Here is a 19,755-nt window from a genome sequence, read left to right on the forward strand (position 1 = left end):
CGCGCGCTGCGCCGGGTGCCCGGACGCATGATGGCCGGCTACCAGCGCCGTACGCTGGTCGAATGGAGCTTGTTGACGGCCGCCGTGCTGGCGCTGGTGGCGGCATGCGCCGTGCTGGGTTGGAGCGAACGCGCCGACAAGGCGGTCTACGACCTGTCGGTTGCGGCACAGCATCACGCGCCCAGCGACGAGATCGTGATTGTCTCCATCGACGACCCCAGCATCTCCGCCATTGGCCGCTGGCCCTGGCGCCGCTGGGTGCTGGCCGACCTGATCGATCGCATTGCCGCCGACGCCCCTCGCGTGATCGGGGTCGACGTGATTCTCTCCGAGCCGGACACCTTGCATCCCGAGGACGACCGCGCGCTGGCACGCAGCATGGCGCGCGCCGGCAACGTCGTGCTGCCCGCGCTGGCCGAAGCGGGCCGGGGCGGCTTGCTGGTGCGCTATCCGCTGACAGGCCTGGGCAGCGAGGTGGGGCACATCAATATCGCGGTGGACCTCGACGGCATTGCCCGCCAGGTGTTCCTGCAGGAAGGGCTGCCGGGCAGCCAGCTCAATCATTTCTCGGCCGTGATGGTCGGCTTCGGCAAGCCGCCGCGGCCGGTGTCCGCTTACCGACATGACGGTCCTGCGGACGAGCGCGGTGCCGACGGCTGGACCCGGGACTACCGGTTGCGCATTCCCTTTGCCGGGCCGCCCGGGACGTTCCGGCAGGTCTCGGTACTCGACGTGCTGGGCGGCACGTTGCCGCGCGACTTCTTCCGCGGCAAGTCCGTACTGGTAGGCGCCACGGCGAGCGGGCTGGGCGACGTGTTCCCCACACCGGTATCGCGCAACGGCCACGGCATGAGCGGTGTGGAAATCATCGCCAACGCCATGCAGACGCTGCAGCGCGACACGGCCATCGTCACGCTGCCGGCGCCCTGGTTCTGGCTGTGCACGTTGCTGCCGGTGTTGCTGGCGAGCCTGGCCTCGCTGATGCTGACGCCGCGCAACGCGCTGCTGGTTACGGTGGTGCTGCTGGCCGGCACGCTGGCCGCCAGCCTGCTGCTGGTCGTGTTTGGGCACTTCTGGTTCGCGCCGGCCAGCGCCGTGCTGGGTTGCGGCCTGCTCTACCCGCTGTGGAGCTGGCGGCGCCAGGAAGCGGCGCTGCAGTTCCTCACCGACGAGCTCGCACAGCTCGAACAAGAGCCCGGCCTGCTGGCCATGCCCGCCGGCGAGGGCGAGTCGGGCCGCAATTCGGGCCGCAAATCGGGCCGCAACCTCGACACCCGCATGCGCGCGGTCTACCGCATGACCACGCGCCTGCGGGACTTGCGGCAATTCCTGGCGGACGGGCTCGAAGGCTTGCCCGAAGCCACCGTGATCTGCGATCCCGGCGGCCGCGTGCTGCTCGCCAACCGGCGCGGCCTGCTGCTGGCGCCGCGCACGCTCGGGTCTCTGGGCGACATGAGCGCGCCGCGCCCTGGCATTCGCGAGCTGATCAACGAAGTATTCGTCCAGCCCAAGGCCGGGCTGGACTATTGGGACCAGTTGCGCAGCGTCTATGCCGAGGGCGAGGCCGACGCCGCGCACCCGGTGCAGGCGCCGCCCGGGGTGGAGCTCGAAGCGCGCGACGAACACCCCATGCTGCTGCGTGGCGCGCCGCTGCGCAGCGACACCGGCGGTGTCGCCGGCCTGATCGTCAGCGTTATCGATATCACCCAGGTGCGCATGGCCGAGCGGCGCCGCGAGGAGTCCCTGCGCTTTATCTCGCACGACATGCGGTCCCCGCAGTCCTCCATTCTTGCCCTGATCGACCTGCAGAACGAGCCTGGCCGGGCGTTGCCGGAGGCAGCCCTGCTGGCCCGCATCGGCGAGCACGCCAACCGCACGCTGGACCTCGCGGACGACTTTATCCGGCTGGCGCGTGCGGAAGCGACGCACCTTGACTTCATCGAGGTCGACCTGGCCGGGGTGGTGCTGGACGCCACCGACGAGCTCTGGGCGCTGGCCAGCGCCGCACGGATCGAACTGAAGGTGGAAGTCGACGTGGAAGAGGAGCAGTCGCAGCTCCTGGCCGAGCCGGTGCTGCTGGTGCGGGCGATTGCCAACCTGGTGAGCAATGCCATCAAGTTCAGTCCGCCGCAAACGACCGTGACCGTGCGCCTGTATCGCGTGCCGCAGGGGCTGGCCATCGATGTGGCGGACCAGGGCCGGGGCATCGCCGAGGAAGACCAGGGCCGCCTGTTCCAGCCCTTCGCGCGCCTGCGCGACACCGAGCAGGATGCGCCCGCCGGCAGCGGGTTGGGGCTGGTCTTTGTCAAGACCGTGGTGGAGCGTCATGGCGGAGAGATCAAGCTGACCAGCGCCGCGGGTGCCGGCGCCACCTTCACGATCTTCCTGCCCTGCTGATCCGCTCGCTGGCGCTCAGCGCGATGCGCGCGTGACCGCTGGTTGCCCAGCCTGGCCTGCGGCGGTGGCCGTGGCGCGGCTGTCCATCTGGCGGACCTTGCGCTCCGCGCGCTGCTCGTTGCCGTCCTGCAGCGTCACGCACAGCACGGTGACGAGCGCGAACGCCACCATGCAAAGCGCGACGTAGCCCAGCAACCTGTACCGTTCGGATCGCGATCCCATATCTATGCCCGCCATGAATAGCGCAGCATTCTATGGCGAGGCCGCGTCGGCTACTGTCAACAAATGCAAGGACGCTCATCCAGGTGCCGCGGGCCTGCTGCGCCGCGCATCGACGCTTGCCTGGCCTGGCGATACAATCATCGCGCAGTGCCTGCACAAGAGCCCTTGCGCGCCGGGCCACGCCCACCCGCCGCCGATGGTGTCAATCGCCCCAACAGGCTGCCACCGATGCACAGCAACACCGAGCCCCTCGACACAGGCGCCAGCGGGCGCCCGGTACGCCACTTGGTTGCCACCGAGGCCGCCATGGCGGCAACTGGCCTGGACGGCTGGCAGCAGCGCTACCAGCAGCTCACGCCCGGGCATTTTCTTGCGCAAGTGCAGCAGGCTACCTATGGCGACGTCCACGTCTTCCGCGAACGCACCAACCAGGCGTTGCTGGAGGAAGGCGAGGCACGGCGCGGCTATCTTTCCATCGCCTTGCCCCACCGCGAGTGTGCCGATGGCTGGTTCTCCGGCTACCGGATGAGCGGCGACACCGTGCTGCGCGCCGGCAACGGCCAGCCGCTGGCCATGCGCACCCCGCCCTCGCTGGACTTGCTCGGCGTGACGCTGCCGCTGCCCGCGCTGCAACGCGTGATGGAGCGCGAGGGGGTTCCGGAGTTGATCGCGCGCTTGCAGCCGGCCACGGAGGTGCGGCGCGCCGCCTCCGAGGATTTCCGGGCGGCGATGCTGGCGGTGCTGGCTGCGTCAGCCATGCAGAGCGAAGTATTCAACCAGCGCTTTGTCGCGAGCGCCATGCGCGATGCGTTGCTGATGGCGGTGGTGTCCACCCTGACGCATGACATTGGGGATGCACTGCTGCCTACGCCGCCTGCGCGGCGGCGGCTGGTCGCACAGGCGTATGAGATGGTGCGCGCTGCGCCCGAGGCGCCCTGGAGTGTTCTGGCACTGTGTGAACGGCTTGGGGTTTCAAGGCGCACGCTGCAATACAGCTTCAATGAAGTGACCGGGTTGGCCCCGCTGGAGTTTGTTCGGGCTTTGCGGATGAATGGGGTGAGGCAGGCGTTGGGTGGACGGCAGGCGCAGGATCCGGTGGGCGTGGTGGCGGCACGGTGGGGGTTTAATCATCTGCCGCGGTTCGCTGCGCAGTATCGGGCGTTTTTTGGGGAGCTGCCATCGGAGACCGCGGGCAGGGGGAGGTGAGTCGTTGATAGGGGTGAGGATGATGGGCCGCTATGGCTCGGTCACGCACTCACTCACGGTCACGTTCCGCTTTCAGCAGCTTGAGGCGGGTCTGCCCATCCGGCGTGAAGTGGGTGCCGAATCGCACCAGCCCGGACTGATGCAGCAGACAGCTCATGGTAAAGCTGAGCAACATGCCCGGTTCGGTTTCTTCGATCGCGATGTCAATGGATTTCAGCCTCGGCTCGTAGCGCAGCAGCGTCGTTTCGATCTCGCGTTTGAGCGTGTGTGCCGACGCGGGTAGGTGCCGGTAGATCCTGGACAGGTCGCCAAGCCCATAATCCGGCAGATGCGCCAGGCTGCCGCGACGGCTATTGAGGATGCGCTGGATGTTGTCCCGCACGGACAGGAACGTCTGCGTCGCCGCATCGAAATCGTCGACGGCCACGCCGTTCGCAAAGTAGCCCGTCACCGCCTCAAAGAGGCCCGGCCCGCTCCGTGTCACGCGTTGGCCCCGGTGGTCGTTGCAGGCTCCTCGAAGTCCAGGCCGATACCATCGCCCTCGGAGAATGTCAGGTGAATCGACGCCGGCGCCTGCTGCTCAGACATGCGCACCAGCAACTCACGCGACAGTACCGGCAGGATCTGCCGATCGAGCAGGCTGTCGATATTGCGGGCTCCTGAATCGGGCAGCAGGCAGGCTCGCACCAGTTCGTCCACCAGCGCGTCGCCGCACCGCAGCGGCACGCCAAAGCGCCGCGCGATACGCTCGGTCACCTTGCCGAGCTTCATCCGCACGATCAATGCCATGGCGTCGGCCGACAGCGGGCGGTAGACAATGGTCTGGAAGCGTGCCAGCAGTGCCGGCTGGAAGTGGTCGATCAGCAACGGGCGGATCGCTTCCATCAGCGTGCCGGTGGCGAGCTCGGCGCCGGCCGCGACGGCAGCGTCTGCGGCCGCCAGAATCTGCTCGCTGCCGAGATTCGAGGTCATCAGGATGACGGTATTGCGGAAGTCGATCACCCGGCCTTCGCCGTCGCGCATGAAGCCGCGATCGAAGACCTGGTAGAACAGATTCAGTACGTCACGGTGCGCCTTCTCGACCTCGTCGAGCAGGATGACGCTGTAGGGCCGCTGACGGACCGCTTCGGTCAGAACGCCACCCTCCCCGTAGCCGACATACCCCGGTGGCGAACCCTTGAGCTGCGAGACCGTGTGGGCTTCCTGGTATTCGGACAGGTTGATCGTGACAAGTGAACGCTCGCCGCCGAACATCAGGTCGGCCAACGCGCGCGCCGTTTCGGTCTTGCCCACGCCCGAAGGCCCCACCAGCAGGAACACGCCCAGCGGTGCCTCCTCGGATTTGAGTCCCGCCTTGGCGGCCCGCAAGCTCTTGCTGAGCGCGGCTAGCGCCTCGTCCTGGCCGACCACGATGTGCCCCAAACGCCGTTCCAGCGCCAGCAAGGTGGCCAGCTCGCTGGACAGCAGGCTGTCGACCGGAACTCCTGTCCAGTCGGCGATCACCTGTGCAATGGCGGTCTCGTCTACTTCCGCGTGGATCAGCGCGGCCTGGCCGTGCCTGGTCAGCATCTCGCGGGCGGCCTGGATCGATGGCGCCAGGTCCCGCCGTGCCGACTCGTCGGCGGCGGCTTGCCATTGCGCACGCAACGCGATCAGTGTCTCGGCGGCCCCCTTCTGTTCGGCAAAGGCGCGTTCAAACTGTTCGAGCTCAATGGCGAGCGCAGCCAGCCGGCCATCGATGGCCACCAGTCGTTTGCCGACATCCGCGCCGATGGCCCCTTGGTCCTGCAGCAGGGCAGCCCGCTCGACCTCCAGCGCCTCGCGTTCTGCCTCGCAGGAGGAGATGGCAACCGGCGTGGCCTCCAGGCTCATGCGCACGCGGGCTGCGGCGGTGTCGAGCAGATCGACGGCCTTGTCCGGCAGTTGGCGTCCGGTCAGATAGCGGCGCGACAGCCGCACGGCGGCGGCGATGGCCGCATCGGTGATGTGTACGCCATGGTGCTGCGCATACCGCTCCTTCAGGCCGCGCAGCATCAGGCAGGCGCCGTCGTCATCGGGCTCGTCGACCTTCACCATCTGGAAGCGCCGCTCCAGCGCGGCGTCGCGCTCGAAGTACTGCTTGTATTCGGACCACGTTGTCGCCGCGATCGTGCGCAGTTCGCCGCGCGCCAGGGCGGGCTTGAGCAGGTTGGCGGCATCGGCGCCGCCCGCGGTGTTGCCCGCACCGATCAGCGTGTGGGCTTCATCAATGAAAAGCAGCACCGGCGTTGGCGATTGCTGCACGGCTTCGATCACGTTCTTGAGGCGTTGCTCGAATTCGCCCTTGACGCCGGCGCCTGCCTGCAGAAGGCCCAGGTCCAGCGTCAGCACGGTGACGTTCTGTATGACAGCCGGGACATTGCCTTGCGCGATCTTGAGCGCAAGGCCTTCGACCAGCGCCGTCTTGCCCACGCCAGGCTCGCCAACCAGGATCGGGTTGTTCTTGCGCCGCCGCGCCAGGATGTCGACCATCTGGCGAATCTCGACGTCGCGGCCAAAAACGGGATCGATCTTGCCGTCGCGGGCCTTCTGGGTGACGTCAGTCGTGAAGCGGGCCAGCGCCGTTGTATCGGCCTGACCGGGTATCGACCGGGTTGGGGCGGGCGCGGCGGCAGTGACCGGCGCTGACGACGACGGGGCGCGAGCCGGTCCGGCCGGCTCGCCAGCGCCGCGAGCGGCTGCCTCGGTCGAGATGTTGTCGAGTTCGTGCATCAGCCGCTCGATCTGGACGGCGGATACGCTCAACAGCGGCCAGGCGCCGGGCGCGCGCAGCAAGTGCGGTGTTTCGGCCAGTGCGGCCAGCAGGTGTGCGGAGCGGATTGACGTGGATTCTCCGGGCGTCGCGGCTTCTAGCGATGCGCGCATCCATGCGGCCTCCAGCCACTGGCCGAGGCGTTGCGACAGGCCAGGCTTGCCCCGCAGGTCATGCGGCAGGCGCTCGATGGCGGCGAGCAGCCCGTTCCAGATGCCGTCCACATCGAGTTCATAGCGCCGCAGGATTGCCAGCAGATCACCGTCGCCCAGCTCCAGCAGCTTGATCAGCCAGTGTTCGACCTCGATGTCCCGGTGGGCGCGTGTTTCGCAGAGGCTGGCGGCGTCGGCCAGGGCACGGGCGCAATGGTCGTTGAGACGACGCAGAAACGCAGAGAGGTCGCGGGCAGTCATGGAGGAGAAGAAGGACTCGGGGTGAAAGGGGGAGTGCGCGGCCCTTACGCCGGGTCCGCGCGAGATGGCAGGCCGGCGGCGGAAGCCGGCCGGGCCCGTATTACGAGCGCTCGTTCCAGCTGTCGGAGTGGATGATGTTGCCGTCCTTGTACGACCAGGTGATCTTTTCGTAGCGCAACTCGATGTCTTCGAGGTGGTTGTGCTTCTCGAAGGCCGGGTTCTTGATGTCCAGCATCTTCGGGGTGACGCCGACCACCTTCACGTTTTCGAGCTTGGTGTTGAAGTATTCCTTTTCCTTGCCGGCGTCGTCGATCTTGTACCACTTGATCTCCACCGACTTCAGGGTCTGGCCGCTGGTGACCGCCTTGTACAGGTACGGCGTCGAGGCATCGGTTTCCTTGGTGAACACCACCGGCTTGTGCACGCGCGTGCCGGTGAGCTTGCCGGTATTGGAGTCCGTCGGAATGCTGACGGCGTGATCGAAGGCGACCACCTCGACGCTGCCCTCGCGGCTATTGACCGTGACCGAGCCCTTGATATCGGCGCCGCCATCGTCCTTGATCCACATGTATGCGGGAATTGCCATTGCTTCTTTCTCCTTCTACTGGAATGAACAGGCCGGATGGCCCAAAGTTGTCCGGCTGTCGCGATCACCGTCGCGACAATCGGGGACGAGCGTGATCTCGACACGTCGGTTGGCGGCGCGCCCCGCTTCGGTGTCGTTGGCGGCTTTGGGACGGGTATCGCCATAGCCTTGAATCGCAAACCGGGTCGGCGGCAAGCCTGCCGCGTCGGCCAGCCAGTCGCGCACTGACGCCGCGCGGGCCTCGGAGAGCTTGAGGTTGCTGCGAGGATTGCCGGCGGTATCGGTGTGCCCGGCCACCAGCACGCGCTTGTACGGGTGGGCCTTGATCATCTCCAGCGCGCCGATCAGCACGCGATTCGAGCCGGGGTTGAGCGCCGCGCTACCGCTCTTGAAGAGCGACAGGCTGTCCAGTTCGATGGTTGACGGCGGCGGCGCCGGCGGTTGATACGCGGCGATCAGGGCATGGAGCGGCGTCAGCAAGCTGGCGCCACGATAGAAACCCAGGCCAAGGCGCAGCGGTACGCCGACGCGTGCGTATTGAGCGAGTTCGTCGCGATCGCGCTTGATGGCCTGCAGCGCATCGACACGGGCGGCGTCATGCTCCGGTCCAATGGCGCGATAGCGCGCCATATCGCCCACCACGCGTGCGACCAGGGCACGGTTCTGCCAGGCGGAAGCCGCCGCGGCGGCGCAGAAGGCCAACGCGAGCCAGGCAAAGGCGTGGGCGAGGGCGCGCGGTAGCGCGCGCCGCACGGGCTGCAGGGCGATGCCCCGGATCAGGGGATCCGGCAGCGGGTAGCGTGCACGGCGGCCGTCCTTGGCGATGCGCGTCAGCGCGGTCGCTTGCTCGATGAAGCGGGCATACAACGAATCCGTGGCGGGGATGCCCTCGGTGGCGGTCACGCCGAACGCTGCGACGTGCACCTGACGGCTGCCGCGTTGGTTATCGAGCAGCGCAGGGAGCAAGGCGCCGCAGGCCCAGCGCGCCAGGGCATCGAGCCGTGCGGCGCGGTGCATGCGGGCCTCGCGATCCGCTGGCAGCGCTGCCTGCCCGTACTGCAGGACGAGTGCGGCAATCTGGGCAGGCAGCGTAGCGCCTTGCAGCACCTTGGTGCCGCAGACGCCGAACCACGGACTATCTTCCGCGGGACCGTGGCTTCGGGGGGCTTCTTCCACGTACACGGCGACGCAGACCGGCAGGCCGTAGCCAACCCCACGGCTGGCCTCGCCAATGGCCGAGCGCCAACGCCGAAGCCCGGCGTTCAGCGCGGCCGTATCGCGGGCCTGGTCGGCGCCAATCAGGTAGGCGACGGCATCCGGGCCCTGCCCCGCGCGCCAGCGCTTGAGTGCATCAGCCACGTGCGCCAGCCGGGCCGGGTCGTCGACACGTACCCAGATCGCAGCGTCCGTGATTCGGACCAGATCCTCGCCGAATGCCAGCGGCGGGGCGCCCGATGCGTCCCCGATGGCCAACACCAGCGGTGTATTGCGCCGGATACCACGCGGCAGCCCATCCAGCGATGCGTCGACGGCTTGCAGCACCGGTTGCGAAGCGCTCTGCCGTGCGCGCACCCGCCGCGTGGCAACGATGATCGTCAGAAGCGCCAGCCCGATCGTGAAGGCCGCGAGCAGCAGGTTCCATGTCGCCGGCCATGGCGAGCTGAGCGCCAGCCACGCCAGCGCGAGCGCTGCGATCCAGCCGACGAGTGTGCGGTAGGGGTAGCCGGTCACGAATACCCTTTTCAGCCAGCGAGCGGCACGATCGCTGCGGCTAGCCACCGGTCCAGCGCGAGGTAGACGAGGCCCGCGCCGACGCAGGAGATCGTGATCCAGGCGAGCGGCGACAGATGCGCGCACCATCGATGCGCCTTGCCATCCGTCACCAGCACCGGGCCGTCCGACCTGCGCCATCCGGCACGCTCCAGCCGTTCATCGATCGCCTGCATCAGCGCGATACGCTCGCTGGCGCCATCCAGCGCGAACCTGCCCTGGAAACCCAGCCCCAATGTCGCGTAGAAGACGGTGAGCAGCGGCAGCACGGGCTTCGCCTCGCCCAGACGCCGCTCGATGCGAGCGATCAGCGCTTGCCCGGCATCGTGGCTCTGGAACTCCCGCACCTGCAGGGGCTCGCGTTCCCACGCGTCGCGGTCGTCGTCGGGCAGCCTGCCCAGCGCGACTTCGTCCAGCAAAGCGCATTGGGCATAGACGGCGTCCTCGACGACGTCGGCCGGCTGGCCGGCAGCCGAGAGCTCCTCACGCAGGCGCGACACCTGCTCGAGGCACATTGCCTGGAAGGCTTTGAACCCCATGGGTTTCGTATCGTCAGCGAGTTCAGTGACGGTCAGGGCCGTATCGCGCAAGGCGAGCGGCAGCATCGAGGTGGAGAGGGTTGTCATGCCGGCAATACCGCGAAGAGTTCAAGTGATACGTCCGGCAGCGAAGCGGGAACGTAGAACTGGCAGGCCCGCGCAGCCAGCATGCGCTTGAATGCGGGGTGCGCGCTGTCGAGCGCGAAATACTGGTTCTCGATGCGCACGGGGATCGCCGCGGGCAGGCGCGACATCGTCCGCAGCGGGATGCCGGGCAGCGCGGAATTGACGATCTGCTCGACCTCGTCCGGCGCGCCCGCCTTACACAGACGCGGCAGCTGTTCGAGCAGCGCATGGGCGGGAACGCCCGCCTGGACGGACAGGTAGTACTCCGCGCCTTCGACCAGGCGCTCGTCGAGGATCTTGCCGACCCAGACAGCGGGCCGCAAGCGCTCCAGCGTCACCGGTACCACCCGTGACGGGATCACCGTGTCGAGGAGGGTACGAATCAGCGACTCCAGTTCCGCGAACACGGGCTCCGGTGCGAGGTGGTCGTAAGGCGGGATGGCCTGCAAGGTCTCCTTGGTGGAAAACGTCAGCAGCGACCCGGCCAGACGCGCGAGGATGCCATAGAGCCGCTCTGGATGCTGCTGTGGCACGGCGCACAGGCGAGCCAGCTCCGGCCAGGTGCTGTTGACGCTGTGCAGCAGCCAGAACAACGCCACATCGGCAACCGCGAAATCGGCAATCTGGTCGGATCGCTCGCGACGGCGCACAGACAGGCTCGCGCTCTTGGCGCTCAGTATTTCGGAGAGCCGCTTCATGCGTTCGGTGAGCCGGTCGCTTGCCGACAGGAAGAGGCAGGGCGGCACAAAGGCCGGATCGGGCTCGAAGCGCCCCTGGGGCGTGCGCACCAGCTGAGCAACTGGGCAGGTCACATAATCCACATGCGATTCGAAATCGAACAGCAGCGCCACGGCATGCCGCTCAACGCTGATCTCTTCCTTGCCTTCCCCATGCAGGTCGGCGACCTCCAGATACTCGCGCACAAAGCGGCGCGGCCGGGCCGGCCGTTCCCCGGCCTCGATGCAGTTGCCGCCTTGCGCATCCATCAGCGGCAGGCCGATCTGCACGATCACGGTGTCGATGTGCGCCGGCACGTCGCGCAGATCGCGTGCGGCGGGCGTGCGGTCCGCCGTCTCGGTGTCGATTACCGTGCCGTCCGGCAGGCGCAGGGCCAGGGAAGTCACCACCAGACGATGAATGGACAAAGCCTGCTGGTCAAGGGCGACGCGAACAGTACCCCACGGATCGGGGCTGGCAAGGCGCGCGACGCACTCGTCGGCATACCGGTCCCACAGTGCCTGTTGCTGGAAATGCTGCGGGGTCATGAAAATGCCCTGCGTCCACAGCGGTCTGGTTATCTTCATTGTGATCGGCCGTTACGCGGAAAGGCCCTTTCCGCATGGGAGCGCCGCACGGCGGCTGTCGAGCCAGCGTGCAGCGGCGCTACGTGATGTCAGCGCTAATCGAGACTGATCGTGGCCGATCAGTTCTTCGCTTTCGGCATCTGCGACACGAGCGACAGATTGATGTCCATGCCTTCAATCTGGAAGTGCGGCACGATGAAAAGCTTGATGCGGAAGAAGCCCGGGTTGTCCTCGATATCCTCGACGATCACCTTGGCCTCCCGCAGCGGATGGGAAGCCTGCAACTCGTCGCCCGGATCGGTCATCTCGGTCACAAGCGTCTTGACCCAGGTGTTCAGCTCCAGCTCCAGCAGGCGGCGGTCCTTGGTGGTGCCGATGTTCTCGCGCTGAATCAGCTTCAGGTAGTGAGCAATCCGCGAGAGCAGGAAGATGTACGGCAGGCGCGCGTTGACGCGGCTGTTGGCGGTGGCTTCCTTGGTGTCGTAGAGCGCTGGCTTCTGGGCCGAATGAGCGGAGAAGAAGCACGCGAAGTCATGGTTCTTGTAGTAGGACAGCGGGATGAAGCCCAGATTGGCGAACTCGAACTCGCGCGTTTCCGGGATCAGCACTTCGGTCGGGATCTTGGCCTGGTTGCCCGTGCCCAGGTCATACAGGTGGATCGGCAGGTCCTCGACCAGGCCGCCGGCCTGCGGGCCGCGAATCTGCACGCACCAGCCGTTCTTGATGAAGCTCTGCACCATGTTCGCGGCGAACGCGAACGAAGCATTGGCCCACAGATAGCGGGTGTGATCCGGGCCCTTGACCGCCTCGGTGTAGTTGAAGGCGCGTACCGGCACGGTTTCCGGCCCATAGGGCAGCCGCGCCAGGAAATTCGGCAGTGTCAGGCCGATATAGCGGGCATCGTCCGACTCGCGGAAGCTCTTCCACTTCAAGTACTCGGCGCGATCGAAGTAGTTGCCGATGTCGCGGATGCTGGCCACCTCCTCCATCGATTCCTTGCCGAAGAAGGCCGGCGAGACGGAGCCGATGAACGGCATATGCGCCGCGGCGGAGACCTTGGAGATATTGCGCAGCAGGGCGATATCCTGCGGGCCGCGGCCGAACGCGTAGTTCGAGATGATCGAGCCGATCGGCTCGCCCCCCGGCGTGTCGTATTCCTGGATGTAGGTGTGCAGGTACAGGCCGCTCTGGATGATCTCGGGCGTATCCTCGAAATCCTGGCGCAACGCGTCTTTCGAGGCGTCCAGCACTTCGATCCTGACGTTCTTGCGGAAGTCGGTGCGATCGACAAGGAACTTGAGGCCGCGCCAAGCCGATTCGATCTGCTGGAACGTCTCGTTGTGCATGATCGCGTCCAGCTGGCGGCTGATCTGCTGGTCAAGGTGCTCAATATGGAAATCAAGCAAGCTCTTGTCAAGACGGTCCACCTGCTGCGACGAGTCCTGGATCATCTTCAGGAACACATTCATCGCCTGGGCGACGCGTTCATCCAGCGACGACTCGGCGAGCGCGTCGGCGCTCTGGAAAGACTCCACCGGGCGCGTGGCCTTGACCGGTGTCAGGTTGATCTTCTCGCACAGGGACTCGTAGACGCTCTTGCCGGGTGCATCCAGGACCGCGGTGTCTGCTTCGCTATTGGCGCGCGCGGCGATTTCATGCTTTGCCATGGGATTCATTCCTCAAGGAAGACGTTTATTGGGCGGATGGTGAGGCCGGCGCGGCTTCGCCGATCTTCTGCAGATCTGTGCGCAGGCGCTCGGACAAGGCCGGGTCCTTGAGGATCTTTTCCAGTTCGCGGCGGAACATCGCGTTGTCGAGCAGGTTCGACTTCAGGTCGCGCAGCAGATTGCGGGCCGCCATCAGCGCACGCAACTCGGGCACCTTCCCGGCGACGACTTCCGGCTTGAAGTCGTCCATCGAGCGGAAGTCCAGGTCAACCGGCAGCTCGGTACCGTCGCCGACCAAGGTGTTCTCGACCGCGATCCTTGCCTTCGGGTTGAAGTCGGCGAGGACAGAATTGAAGTTGTTCTTGTTGATGGACACCTTCTCACGCTCGGCGAGCGCCCGCGTGTCCTGACCGTTGCTGTAGTCGCCCATCACCAGCAGCTTGAGCGGCAGTTCGACCTTCTTCTGCGCGCCACCGGTGTGCAGGTCGAGCTTGATATTGACCCGTGCCTTAGGCACTTCGTTCTGGAAACTCTCAGCCATCGTTTGTTCCTTTTTATCTCTGATTTAAACGCTCTTCAGTTCTTGCGGTAACGATCAGTAAGGCAGCCAGTCGGAATTAGTAGCATGGGGGCCTATGCGAGATAAATCGGACAAGTACGAATTTTCTCAAAAATTGTCATGTTTTTTGAAATTCGTAAAAACAACATTTTCGTCATGTTGGAAACCGTTTAGAGTCCTGCGTCAGGTTCGATCAAGCGGACAACGGAGTGAAGACCATGACGGATCCGGTTGAACAACGGGACGCCCACAGTGGTGCACATTAGGCGTACTTCCTGCGGGTGCCCGGCGCGGCCCATCGAAGAATAGGAAATTTCCGCATTCCGATTTTCGAGTGGCCACCGCTATTCCGTCGTCGCTTCACGGGCTGCCGCCATACCGGCGTAGCCAAAATTTCTTCAAAAAATAGGACACGTCCGATTGATCCTCTCCGCACTCACCCAGTAGCATGTTTTCCGAATCGGGCCGGAGCGCCAAGCTCACAGCGTTTCGCAGCCCGGACTTCGAACAGACGTGGTTGCATGGTGAGCCGCGATGCCAAGCATCAAGTCACTCGTCGTTCCTGGCGTGCGCAACCAATCCGCCAGGAATCTTGCCGCGAAGCGGCAGGCGTGACAACGGAGAAGACATGGGCGTTATCGACAAATTCGAGGCATACGGCACAAGGATGCCCGGGCGCCAGGCTTATCATCTGGACGTTCCTCGCGCGGCCAGCGCGGCGGAACTGTCGGTGGTGTCGTTCGAGGCAGTGGAGCGATTGGGAGAGCTCTATACCGTCACGATCCGGCTGACCCACCCGCTGGAACTCGACCGGGCTGAATACCTCAATCGTGACGCGACCTTCGTGATCGACCCTGGCGACGGCAGCGAACCGCGCCGGTTCGCGGGGTGGATATCGGCGTTCTCACGCACGAAACGCACGCGCGATTTCTTCGCCTACGAAATCGTGCTCAGGCCGCTGGCCGCGCGGCTCGAACTTGTCCGGATCACGCGCATCTACCAGAACAAGACGGCCCCCGAGATCATCGAGGCTATCCTGCGCCGGCACGAGCTCCGGGGCCACCAGTTTTCCCTCAAGGTGCGCCGCAAGTACACCCAGCATAAATTCCGCCTCCAGTACCAGCTATCCGACTGGGAATATGTCCAGTTGCTGATGCGCCAGGAAGGGCTGTATTGCTACTTCATCCCGGGAAAGTTCGGCGAGATGATCGTCTTCGGCGATGACATCGACCACTACGTCTACCAGCCCGAACTGCGCGTGCCATATCGCGAGACCGCCGGGCTCGAAGCCGGCATCGAGGCGGTATCCGACATCCAGGTGCACGCCAGGACCGTGCCCGAATCGGTCCTGGTCGCCGACTACAACCCGGATCAGGCGTGGGAGCCCATCAAGGGCGAGGCCAACGTCGCGCGCAAGGACAAGACAACTTACGGCCAGCAGTATATCTACGGCACGCATCATCTGGACATAGCCGAGGCGAAGTGGGAGGCGCAACTGCGCCACGAGGCCCTGTTGGCCGGCCAGCTTGTCTATGCGGGCGAGAGCAACGTGCTCAGACTGCACTCCGGCTGCATCCTGCGCATGGATGAGCCATTGGCCGAAGCCCCCAACGGGCAGGTCATCACCGAAGTCATCCATACCGGGGGGCGTGATGCCGCTTACCGCAACACGTACAAGGCCATCCCGTCGGACCGGCGCTTTCGCCTGCCGCTGGACGAGGAAAACTGGCCAAAAATCCAGGGCACGCTGAGCGCGCGCATCACCTCGCCCGGCCAATATCAATACGCGTACCTGACAAAAGCGGGCCACTACATCGTCCGCTTCGATTTTGATTTTGAGCCATGGCCGAAGGGCATGGAAAGCGCGGCCATACCCCTGGCAAAACCGTATGCCGGCGGTCTGCATACCGGGTTCCACTTCCCGCTCATCGACGGCACCGAAGTCGCGATAGCCTTTCGCGATGGCAACCCGAACAAGCCCTATATCGCGCACGCGCTGCATAACAGCCGGCAGGAGGACCTGATCACCACCCGGGACCGGTGGCTGTCGCGCAACCTGATCAAGACGCAGAGCAACAACAAGCTGCGCATGGAGGACTGGAAGGGAGAGGAGAGCATCAAGCTTTCCACTGAGTATGGTGGCAAGACCCAGCTCAACCTTGGCTACCTCGTTGATCGCCAGAAGAAAAAGCGGGGGGAGGGCTTTGAGCTGCGTACGGATTCGACGGGCGCAATGCGGGCCGGTCGCGGTTTGCTGTTTACCGCATGGACGCAACAGCAGGCCAACGGCCAGCAACTTGACATGACTGCGGCCATGAATGAAATGCGCTCAGTTCTAGCCCAGGCGCAGTCCTTGGCGAACGCGGCCAGCCAGTCCAAGGCCGAAATCGCCGACTTGAAAGCCGAAAACGAGTGGCTGCGAAGCAGCGTGAACGGGCTGAAGCAGGCCGTCATGATGCTGACCGCACCCAACGGCATCGCCGTCACCACTCCTGAGCGCGTATCGGTAGCTGCTGGACGAGACATCAATGTCGCCACGAAGGCGAGCTTCCATGTCAGCGCACTGGCGAAAATCGCCATCGCCGCCGGTGACGCGCTATCCCTGTTCGCCTCAAGGCTAGGCATCAAGCTGTTTGCAGCGAAAGGCAAGGTCGAGATCCAAGCGCAAAACGACGCGCTGGATGTGTTTGCCGACAAGCGCGTGCATATCGCAAGCGCCAGCGAGGATGTAGTGATCAATGCCGGCCAGAAGGTAGTGATAGGCAGCAGCGGGGCCTACCTGGTATTCGACAAGCACAGCGCGACATTCTTCTGCGCCGGGGCCTTCAAAGTGAAAGCCGCGTCCTTCACGTTCGAAGGCCCGGATGGCCAAAGCTATGCATTGCCGAGCCTGCCGAAGAGCCGCCTGCAAATCAGCGATCAGTATCCTTCGTCCCACTAGATCATGATCATTAGCCCTCCCTTTCTCCCGGCCGATGGCCTGACTTCCAGCGACCCGAGCAGGACCGATCCGATGATGGATGTCGTCGATAAGTACGAGCTGAGTCACCACGGCGTCTACCCCATTGCATTTGACCGCCGCTGGCATTGCGGCGCGCATCTGGTACCCACCATGCAAACCGAGCCTGTACGGGCGATCGCCGACGGTAAAGTCATTGCTTATCTCGTAAGCCAGAAGCCCGTCACTGACGGACAAAGAAACAGCGACGGCAGCGATGATTTGAACTCCACTACCGGCTTTGTGCTGCTCAAACACACGACCGAGACGGGCGAGGGCCGGAGTATCACCTTCTACTCCCTGTACATGCATCTGCTGGATCTGGATGGCATTCGTACGAAAGTGGGGCCGTTGCCGAACAATCTGCCGGACGTAGGGTCATCCACCGTACTGCCAAAGTGGTTGGAAAATCCAACCAATGGCGTGAAAGTTCCGCAGAATCTGAAGGTCTATCGCAAGGATATCCTCGGATATTACGGTGCGTGTCACGGCCAGCCCCACCTGCATTTCGAAATCTTCATGACCGAGGCCGACTTCACGGCATGGTTCGAGCAGCCAGGCCATGCCATTCAGCTCGGAAACGAGAACCCCACCACCCCGGCATCAAAAGACTATTGGGGGAACAGCTACTTCGTGATCCCCGGTGGTCAGACATTTGTCAGTGCGCCCCCCGGTCAAGTAGGGGCCGCCGCGACTTATTTCCCTGCGCTGCAGGCGGGCACGTTGGACGCCGATAGCAAGCTGTATGTCGAAGCCTATTTCCACAGGGGGCAACGCTACACGCGTTCCTGGGTTGAAAAAGATGGAACCGTCACGCTCCTGACCCCCTCCGCTATACGGGACGCCTACGCGAACTATGAGTACGAGATGTTTGCGCGCGCCACAGCGCTCTATCCGCAATGCCCGAGCGATGGCTACGAGATGCTCCGGTTCGGGCGTATCTTGAGAGATAGCCCGAAGCTGTCGGCCGCAGACCAGAAAACATGGGTTTCTGTGACTTTCGAGACGGGCAAGCAGGGCTACATCGACATCAGCCAGAACGCGATCCAAAAGCTGTCTGATGCGGACTTCCCGTTTCATACGGGCTGGCAGAAAATCGACGAAGGCAACACACCATTCAGTGAGGATGGCATGTGCGACTACGACGAGTTGCGCAAGATCGTAGCCGTAGTCGAGGAAGCAGAAACCCCTGACGAAAGAATGGGCCCGGGATATGCACAGGAAGGCAAGCTCGCCGCATACATAGAAACTCACGCAGAGGTGCGGCAAAAGCTCAGAGGCTTCGTTTGCCATGCCCCGAGTGAGTGGGATGCTAGCGGCAACGAGGCCCGCTACCAGAGACTGAATGACCCGGATGGTTTTTTTGGAAAACGCAAGGACATCGATCCGGAAGGATATACGAAGTTCATAGAATTCTTGCAGAAATTCCAGTTTCTGGATAAGACCCCTTTAGGGACTGATAAGAGATTCTGGTTCTTTCATCCACTTGCATTTGTTCGCCATTTCAGGCGATGTGGGTGGCTGAGTCGAGTCGAGTTGGCTCAACTGCTTCCCAGCTATACAGCTGACAAGAGTAATGGGAACTGGAACTGGAATCCGGTTTCTATAGTCGGTGCTGATCCAGTGTTATCAAACACCAGTAGCGCATTTCAGCGGCGTATTGAACTTAACAAGGCATTTAGAAAATATGGAATAACATCACTTGTGCGTACCGCCTGTTTTATGGGGAATGCCACGCAGGAGACTCAGTGGTTTCAGAAGTTTAGCGAAAACTCTCCTTTTTGGTACAAGCCTTGGGATGGGCGTGGATTTCTTCAATTAACGCACGCGAGTAATTATATAAGATACTGGGACTTTTCTGGGATAGATACTGCTTTGCAAGCTAAGTCTGTCTTGGAGCAGCGCACTATACAAGCAAATAATAATAGGCCGGTGGTGAATGGAAAAAAGACGATGTACGATCCAACCAATTCACTGAGTGATGCATCAACGCAAATATCAGCATTGATAGTCAATCGAAGAAATAAGACTACCGATCCATTCGAGGCAGCCGACAGTGCTGGGGCATACTGGGCATGGTCCGGGGCGGCACGAGGTGCCGATGATTATTATCAGACACCCGGCAGCACCATGAGGTCGCTTAGCACCGCTCAAGGGAATCGGTATTTTTACGAAAATTTGGCCTTCGGGAAAGTTGCTGGAACCGTAAATACTGGGTTCCCATCTAGTTCATATTCATCCATTTGGGGGATCCAAGCCAGATTTTTGGCATTTGCAAATGCCCAAGTTGTCTTGTTTGATCTTACTTCTTTTAAGTTGGCAGACGGATCCCAAAGCTTGCTGCCAGAAGGTTATGTTCGGCGGGAGGCATGGTGATGGATATTTTCAGATTAATCATTATTCTGTCATCGATCGTATTGCTTATAAACTCTGCGCGTGCAGGGGGTGATGGGCGGATAGTTATTGGAAATAGAGTGGGGGAGGTGCAATTAAGCGAGGGGCCGAGTGAATTCATGATTGAGCAGAGGGACTGTCGGTATGCATTGAATCTAGGTGTTGGGTGGCATGTAAAATTCAATGATCCAGATGTTATTTTTTATTTTTCTAAAAAAAGATTAAAAAATAATAGTATTCCTTACTTGAGTCAGGCTGAAATGCAATCTGGTTACGATTGGTCGTTTAAAAGTCCTGGCGGAAACCATGGAGGCTGGTTTGGCGTGATGTGCGAGAGAAGGGAGAATTTCACATGGGATGAATCAGGTCGAGAATCTTCCGAGCAATTAGCCAAAATTAGGGAGGCAAATAGTCAAAAGTGTCCAGCGAGATTAAATGATGGAAAATGGGTTCGGCCTCGTTTTAGTCAATCTATGGTTGCTTTTCGGGAATTGAGGGGAGCAGATTGGATCGGCTTCGTGATGGCGTTTAACGATAACGTCAAGACAACGACATCTCTCAGTGTAATAAGGTTTTGTATTGTTCATAACGAAGATGTCATTGTAGGCGCGATGGAGAGTGCTCCACAGCCGTTAACGGTTAACCCATTGTTCTTTGGTCGGGTCATTGAGGTCTTGTCAACCATAAGATTTTTTCCCAAAGAGGATTAATCTGAGTGATTTGTTATCTTTAGGTGTGATTTGTATTTCTTGGTGGTCTGGTGTGATAAGAGTGGCGAGTTGA

14 protein-coding genes are annotated in these 19,755 nt (G+C 62.7%); 5 read left to right on the forward strand and 9 right to left on the reverse strand.

Annotation, left to right across the window (positions count from 1 at the left end; genetic code table 11):
• The first annotated feature begins 27 nt into the window (after positions 1 to 27).
• Positions 28 to 2,397: a CHASE2 domain-containing protein gene (locus A9975_RS37595; RefSeq protein ID WP_183037169.1), complete on the forward strand. Its 2,370-nt coding sequence runs from the start codon at positions 28 to 30 to the stop codon at positions 2,395 to 2,397.
• Between the two features lie 15 nt (positions 2,398 to 2,412).
• Here the strand turns inward: A9975_RS37595 and A9975_RS37600 are convergent, their stop codons facing one another.
• Entirely contained in the window at positions 2,413 to 2,619 is a 207-nt protein-coding gene (locus A9975_RS37600; protein WP_255504299.1) for a hypothetical protein, read from the reverse strand.
• Between the two features lie 228 nt (positions 2,620 to 2,847).
• On the opposite strand from A9975_RS37600, the gene A9975_RS37605 reads away from it, so the two are divergent.
• A complete protein-coding gene (locus A9975_RS37605; RefSeq protein ID WP_183037150.1) occupies positions 2,848 to 3,825 on the forward strand; it encodes a helix-turn-helix domain-containing protein in 978 nt (325 codons plus the stop codon).
• Between the two features lie 49 nt (positions 3,826 to 3,874).
• On the opposite strand, the gene tssE is transcribed toward A9975_RS37605, so the two are convergent.
• The 8 genes from tssE to tssB all read right to left on the reverse strand — a co-directional run bounded on the left by tssE (position 3,875) and on the right by tssB (position 13,562).
• A complete protein-coding gene (gene tssE, locus A9975_RS37610) occupies positions 3,875 to 4,309 on the reverse strand; it encodes a type VI secretion system baseplate subunit TssE (RefSeq protein WP_183037151.1) in 435 nt (144 codons plus the stop codon).
• Positions 4,306 to 7,029, reverse strand: a complete 2,724-nt coding sequence (gene tssH, locus A9975_RS37615; protein ID WP_183037152.1) for a type VI secretion system ATPase TssH — start codon at positions 7,027 to 7,029, stop codon at positions 4,306 to 4,308. Before tssH ends, tssE begins: the two co-directional genes overlap by 4 nt.
• Before the next feature lie 100 nt (positions 7,030 to 7,129).
• Positions 7,130 to 7,615: an Hcp family type VI secretion system effector gene (locus A9975_RS37620; RefSeq protein WP_183037153.1), complete on the reverse strand. Its 486-nt coding sequence runs from the start codon at positions 7,613 to 7,615 to the stop codon at positions 7,130 to 7,132.
• Positions 7,616 to 7,630: 15 nt separating this feature from the next.
• Entirely contained in the window at positions 7,631 to 9,346 is a 1,716-nt protein-coding gene (locus A9975_RS37625) for an OmpA family protein (protein WP_183037154.1), read from the reverse strand.
• 11 nt (positions 9,347 to 9,357) lie between these two features.
• On the reverse strand, positions 9,358 to 10,011 hold the full coding sequence (locus A9975_RS37630; RefSeq protein WP_183037155.1) for a DotU/TssL family secretion system protein: 654 nt from the start codon (positions 10,009 to 10,011) through the stop codon (positions 9,358 to 9,360).
• Positions 10,008 to 11,354, reverse strand: coding sequence for a type VI secretion system baseplate subunit TssK (gene tssK, locus A9975_RS37635; protein WP_183037156.1), 1,347 nt, complete (start codon positions 11,352 to 11,354; stop codon positions 10,008 to 10,010). The genes A9975_RS37630 and tssK overlap by 4 nt, the downstream gene beginning before the upstream one ends.
• 119 nt (positions 11,355 to 11,473) lie before the next feature.
• Positions 11,474 to 13,021 (reverse strand): type VI secretion system contractile sheath large subunit, encoded by a 1,548-nt coding sequence (gene tssC / locus A9975_RS37640; RefSeq protein WP_183037157.1) that lies wholly within the window; start codon positions 13,019 to 13,021, stop codon positions 11,474 to 11,476.
• Positions 13,022 to 13,046: 25 nt separating this feature from the next.
• Positions 13,047 to 13,562: a type VI secretion system contractile sheath small subunit gene (tssB, locus tag A9975_RS37645; protein WP_183037158.1), complete on the reverse strand. Its 516-nt coding sequence runs from the start codon at positions 13,560 to 13,562 to the stop codon at positions 13,047 to 13,049.
• Between the two features lie 646 nt (positions 13,563 to 14,208).
• Here tssB and A9975_RS37650 point away from each other — a divergent pair.
• From A9975_RS37650 to A9975_RS37660, 3 genes are all read left to right on the forward strand, one after another.
• Positions 14,209 to 16,521: a type VI secretion system Vgr family protein gene (locus A9975_RS37650; protein WP_183037159.1), complete on the forward strand. Its 2,313-nt coding sequence runs from the start codon at positions 14,209 to 14,211 to the stop codon at positions 16,519 to 16,521.
• Positions 16,522 to 16,593: 72 nt separating this feature from the next.
• A complete protein-coding gene (locus tag A9975_RS37655) occupies positions 16,594 to 18,954 on the forward strand; it encodes a M23 family metallopeptidase (protein ID WP_255504300.1) in 2,361 nt (786 codons plus the stop codon).
• A complete protein-coding gene (locus tag A9975_RS37660) occupies positions 18,948 to 19,682 on the forward strand; it encodes a hypothetical protein (RefSeq protein WP_183037161.1) in 735 nt (244 codons plus the stop codon). The genes A9975_RS37655 and A9975_RS37660 overlap by 7 nt, the downstream gene beginning before the upstream one ends.
• Positions 19,683 to 19,755: the final 73 nt, after the last annotated feature.

The organism is Cupriavidus sp. UME77 (assembly GCF_014170355.1).
GTDB classification, from domain to species: Bacteria; Pseudomonadota; Gammaproteobacteria; order Burkholderiales; family Burkholderiaceae; genus Cupriavidus; species Cupriavidus basilensis.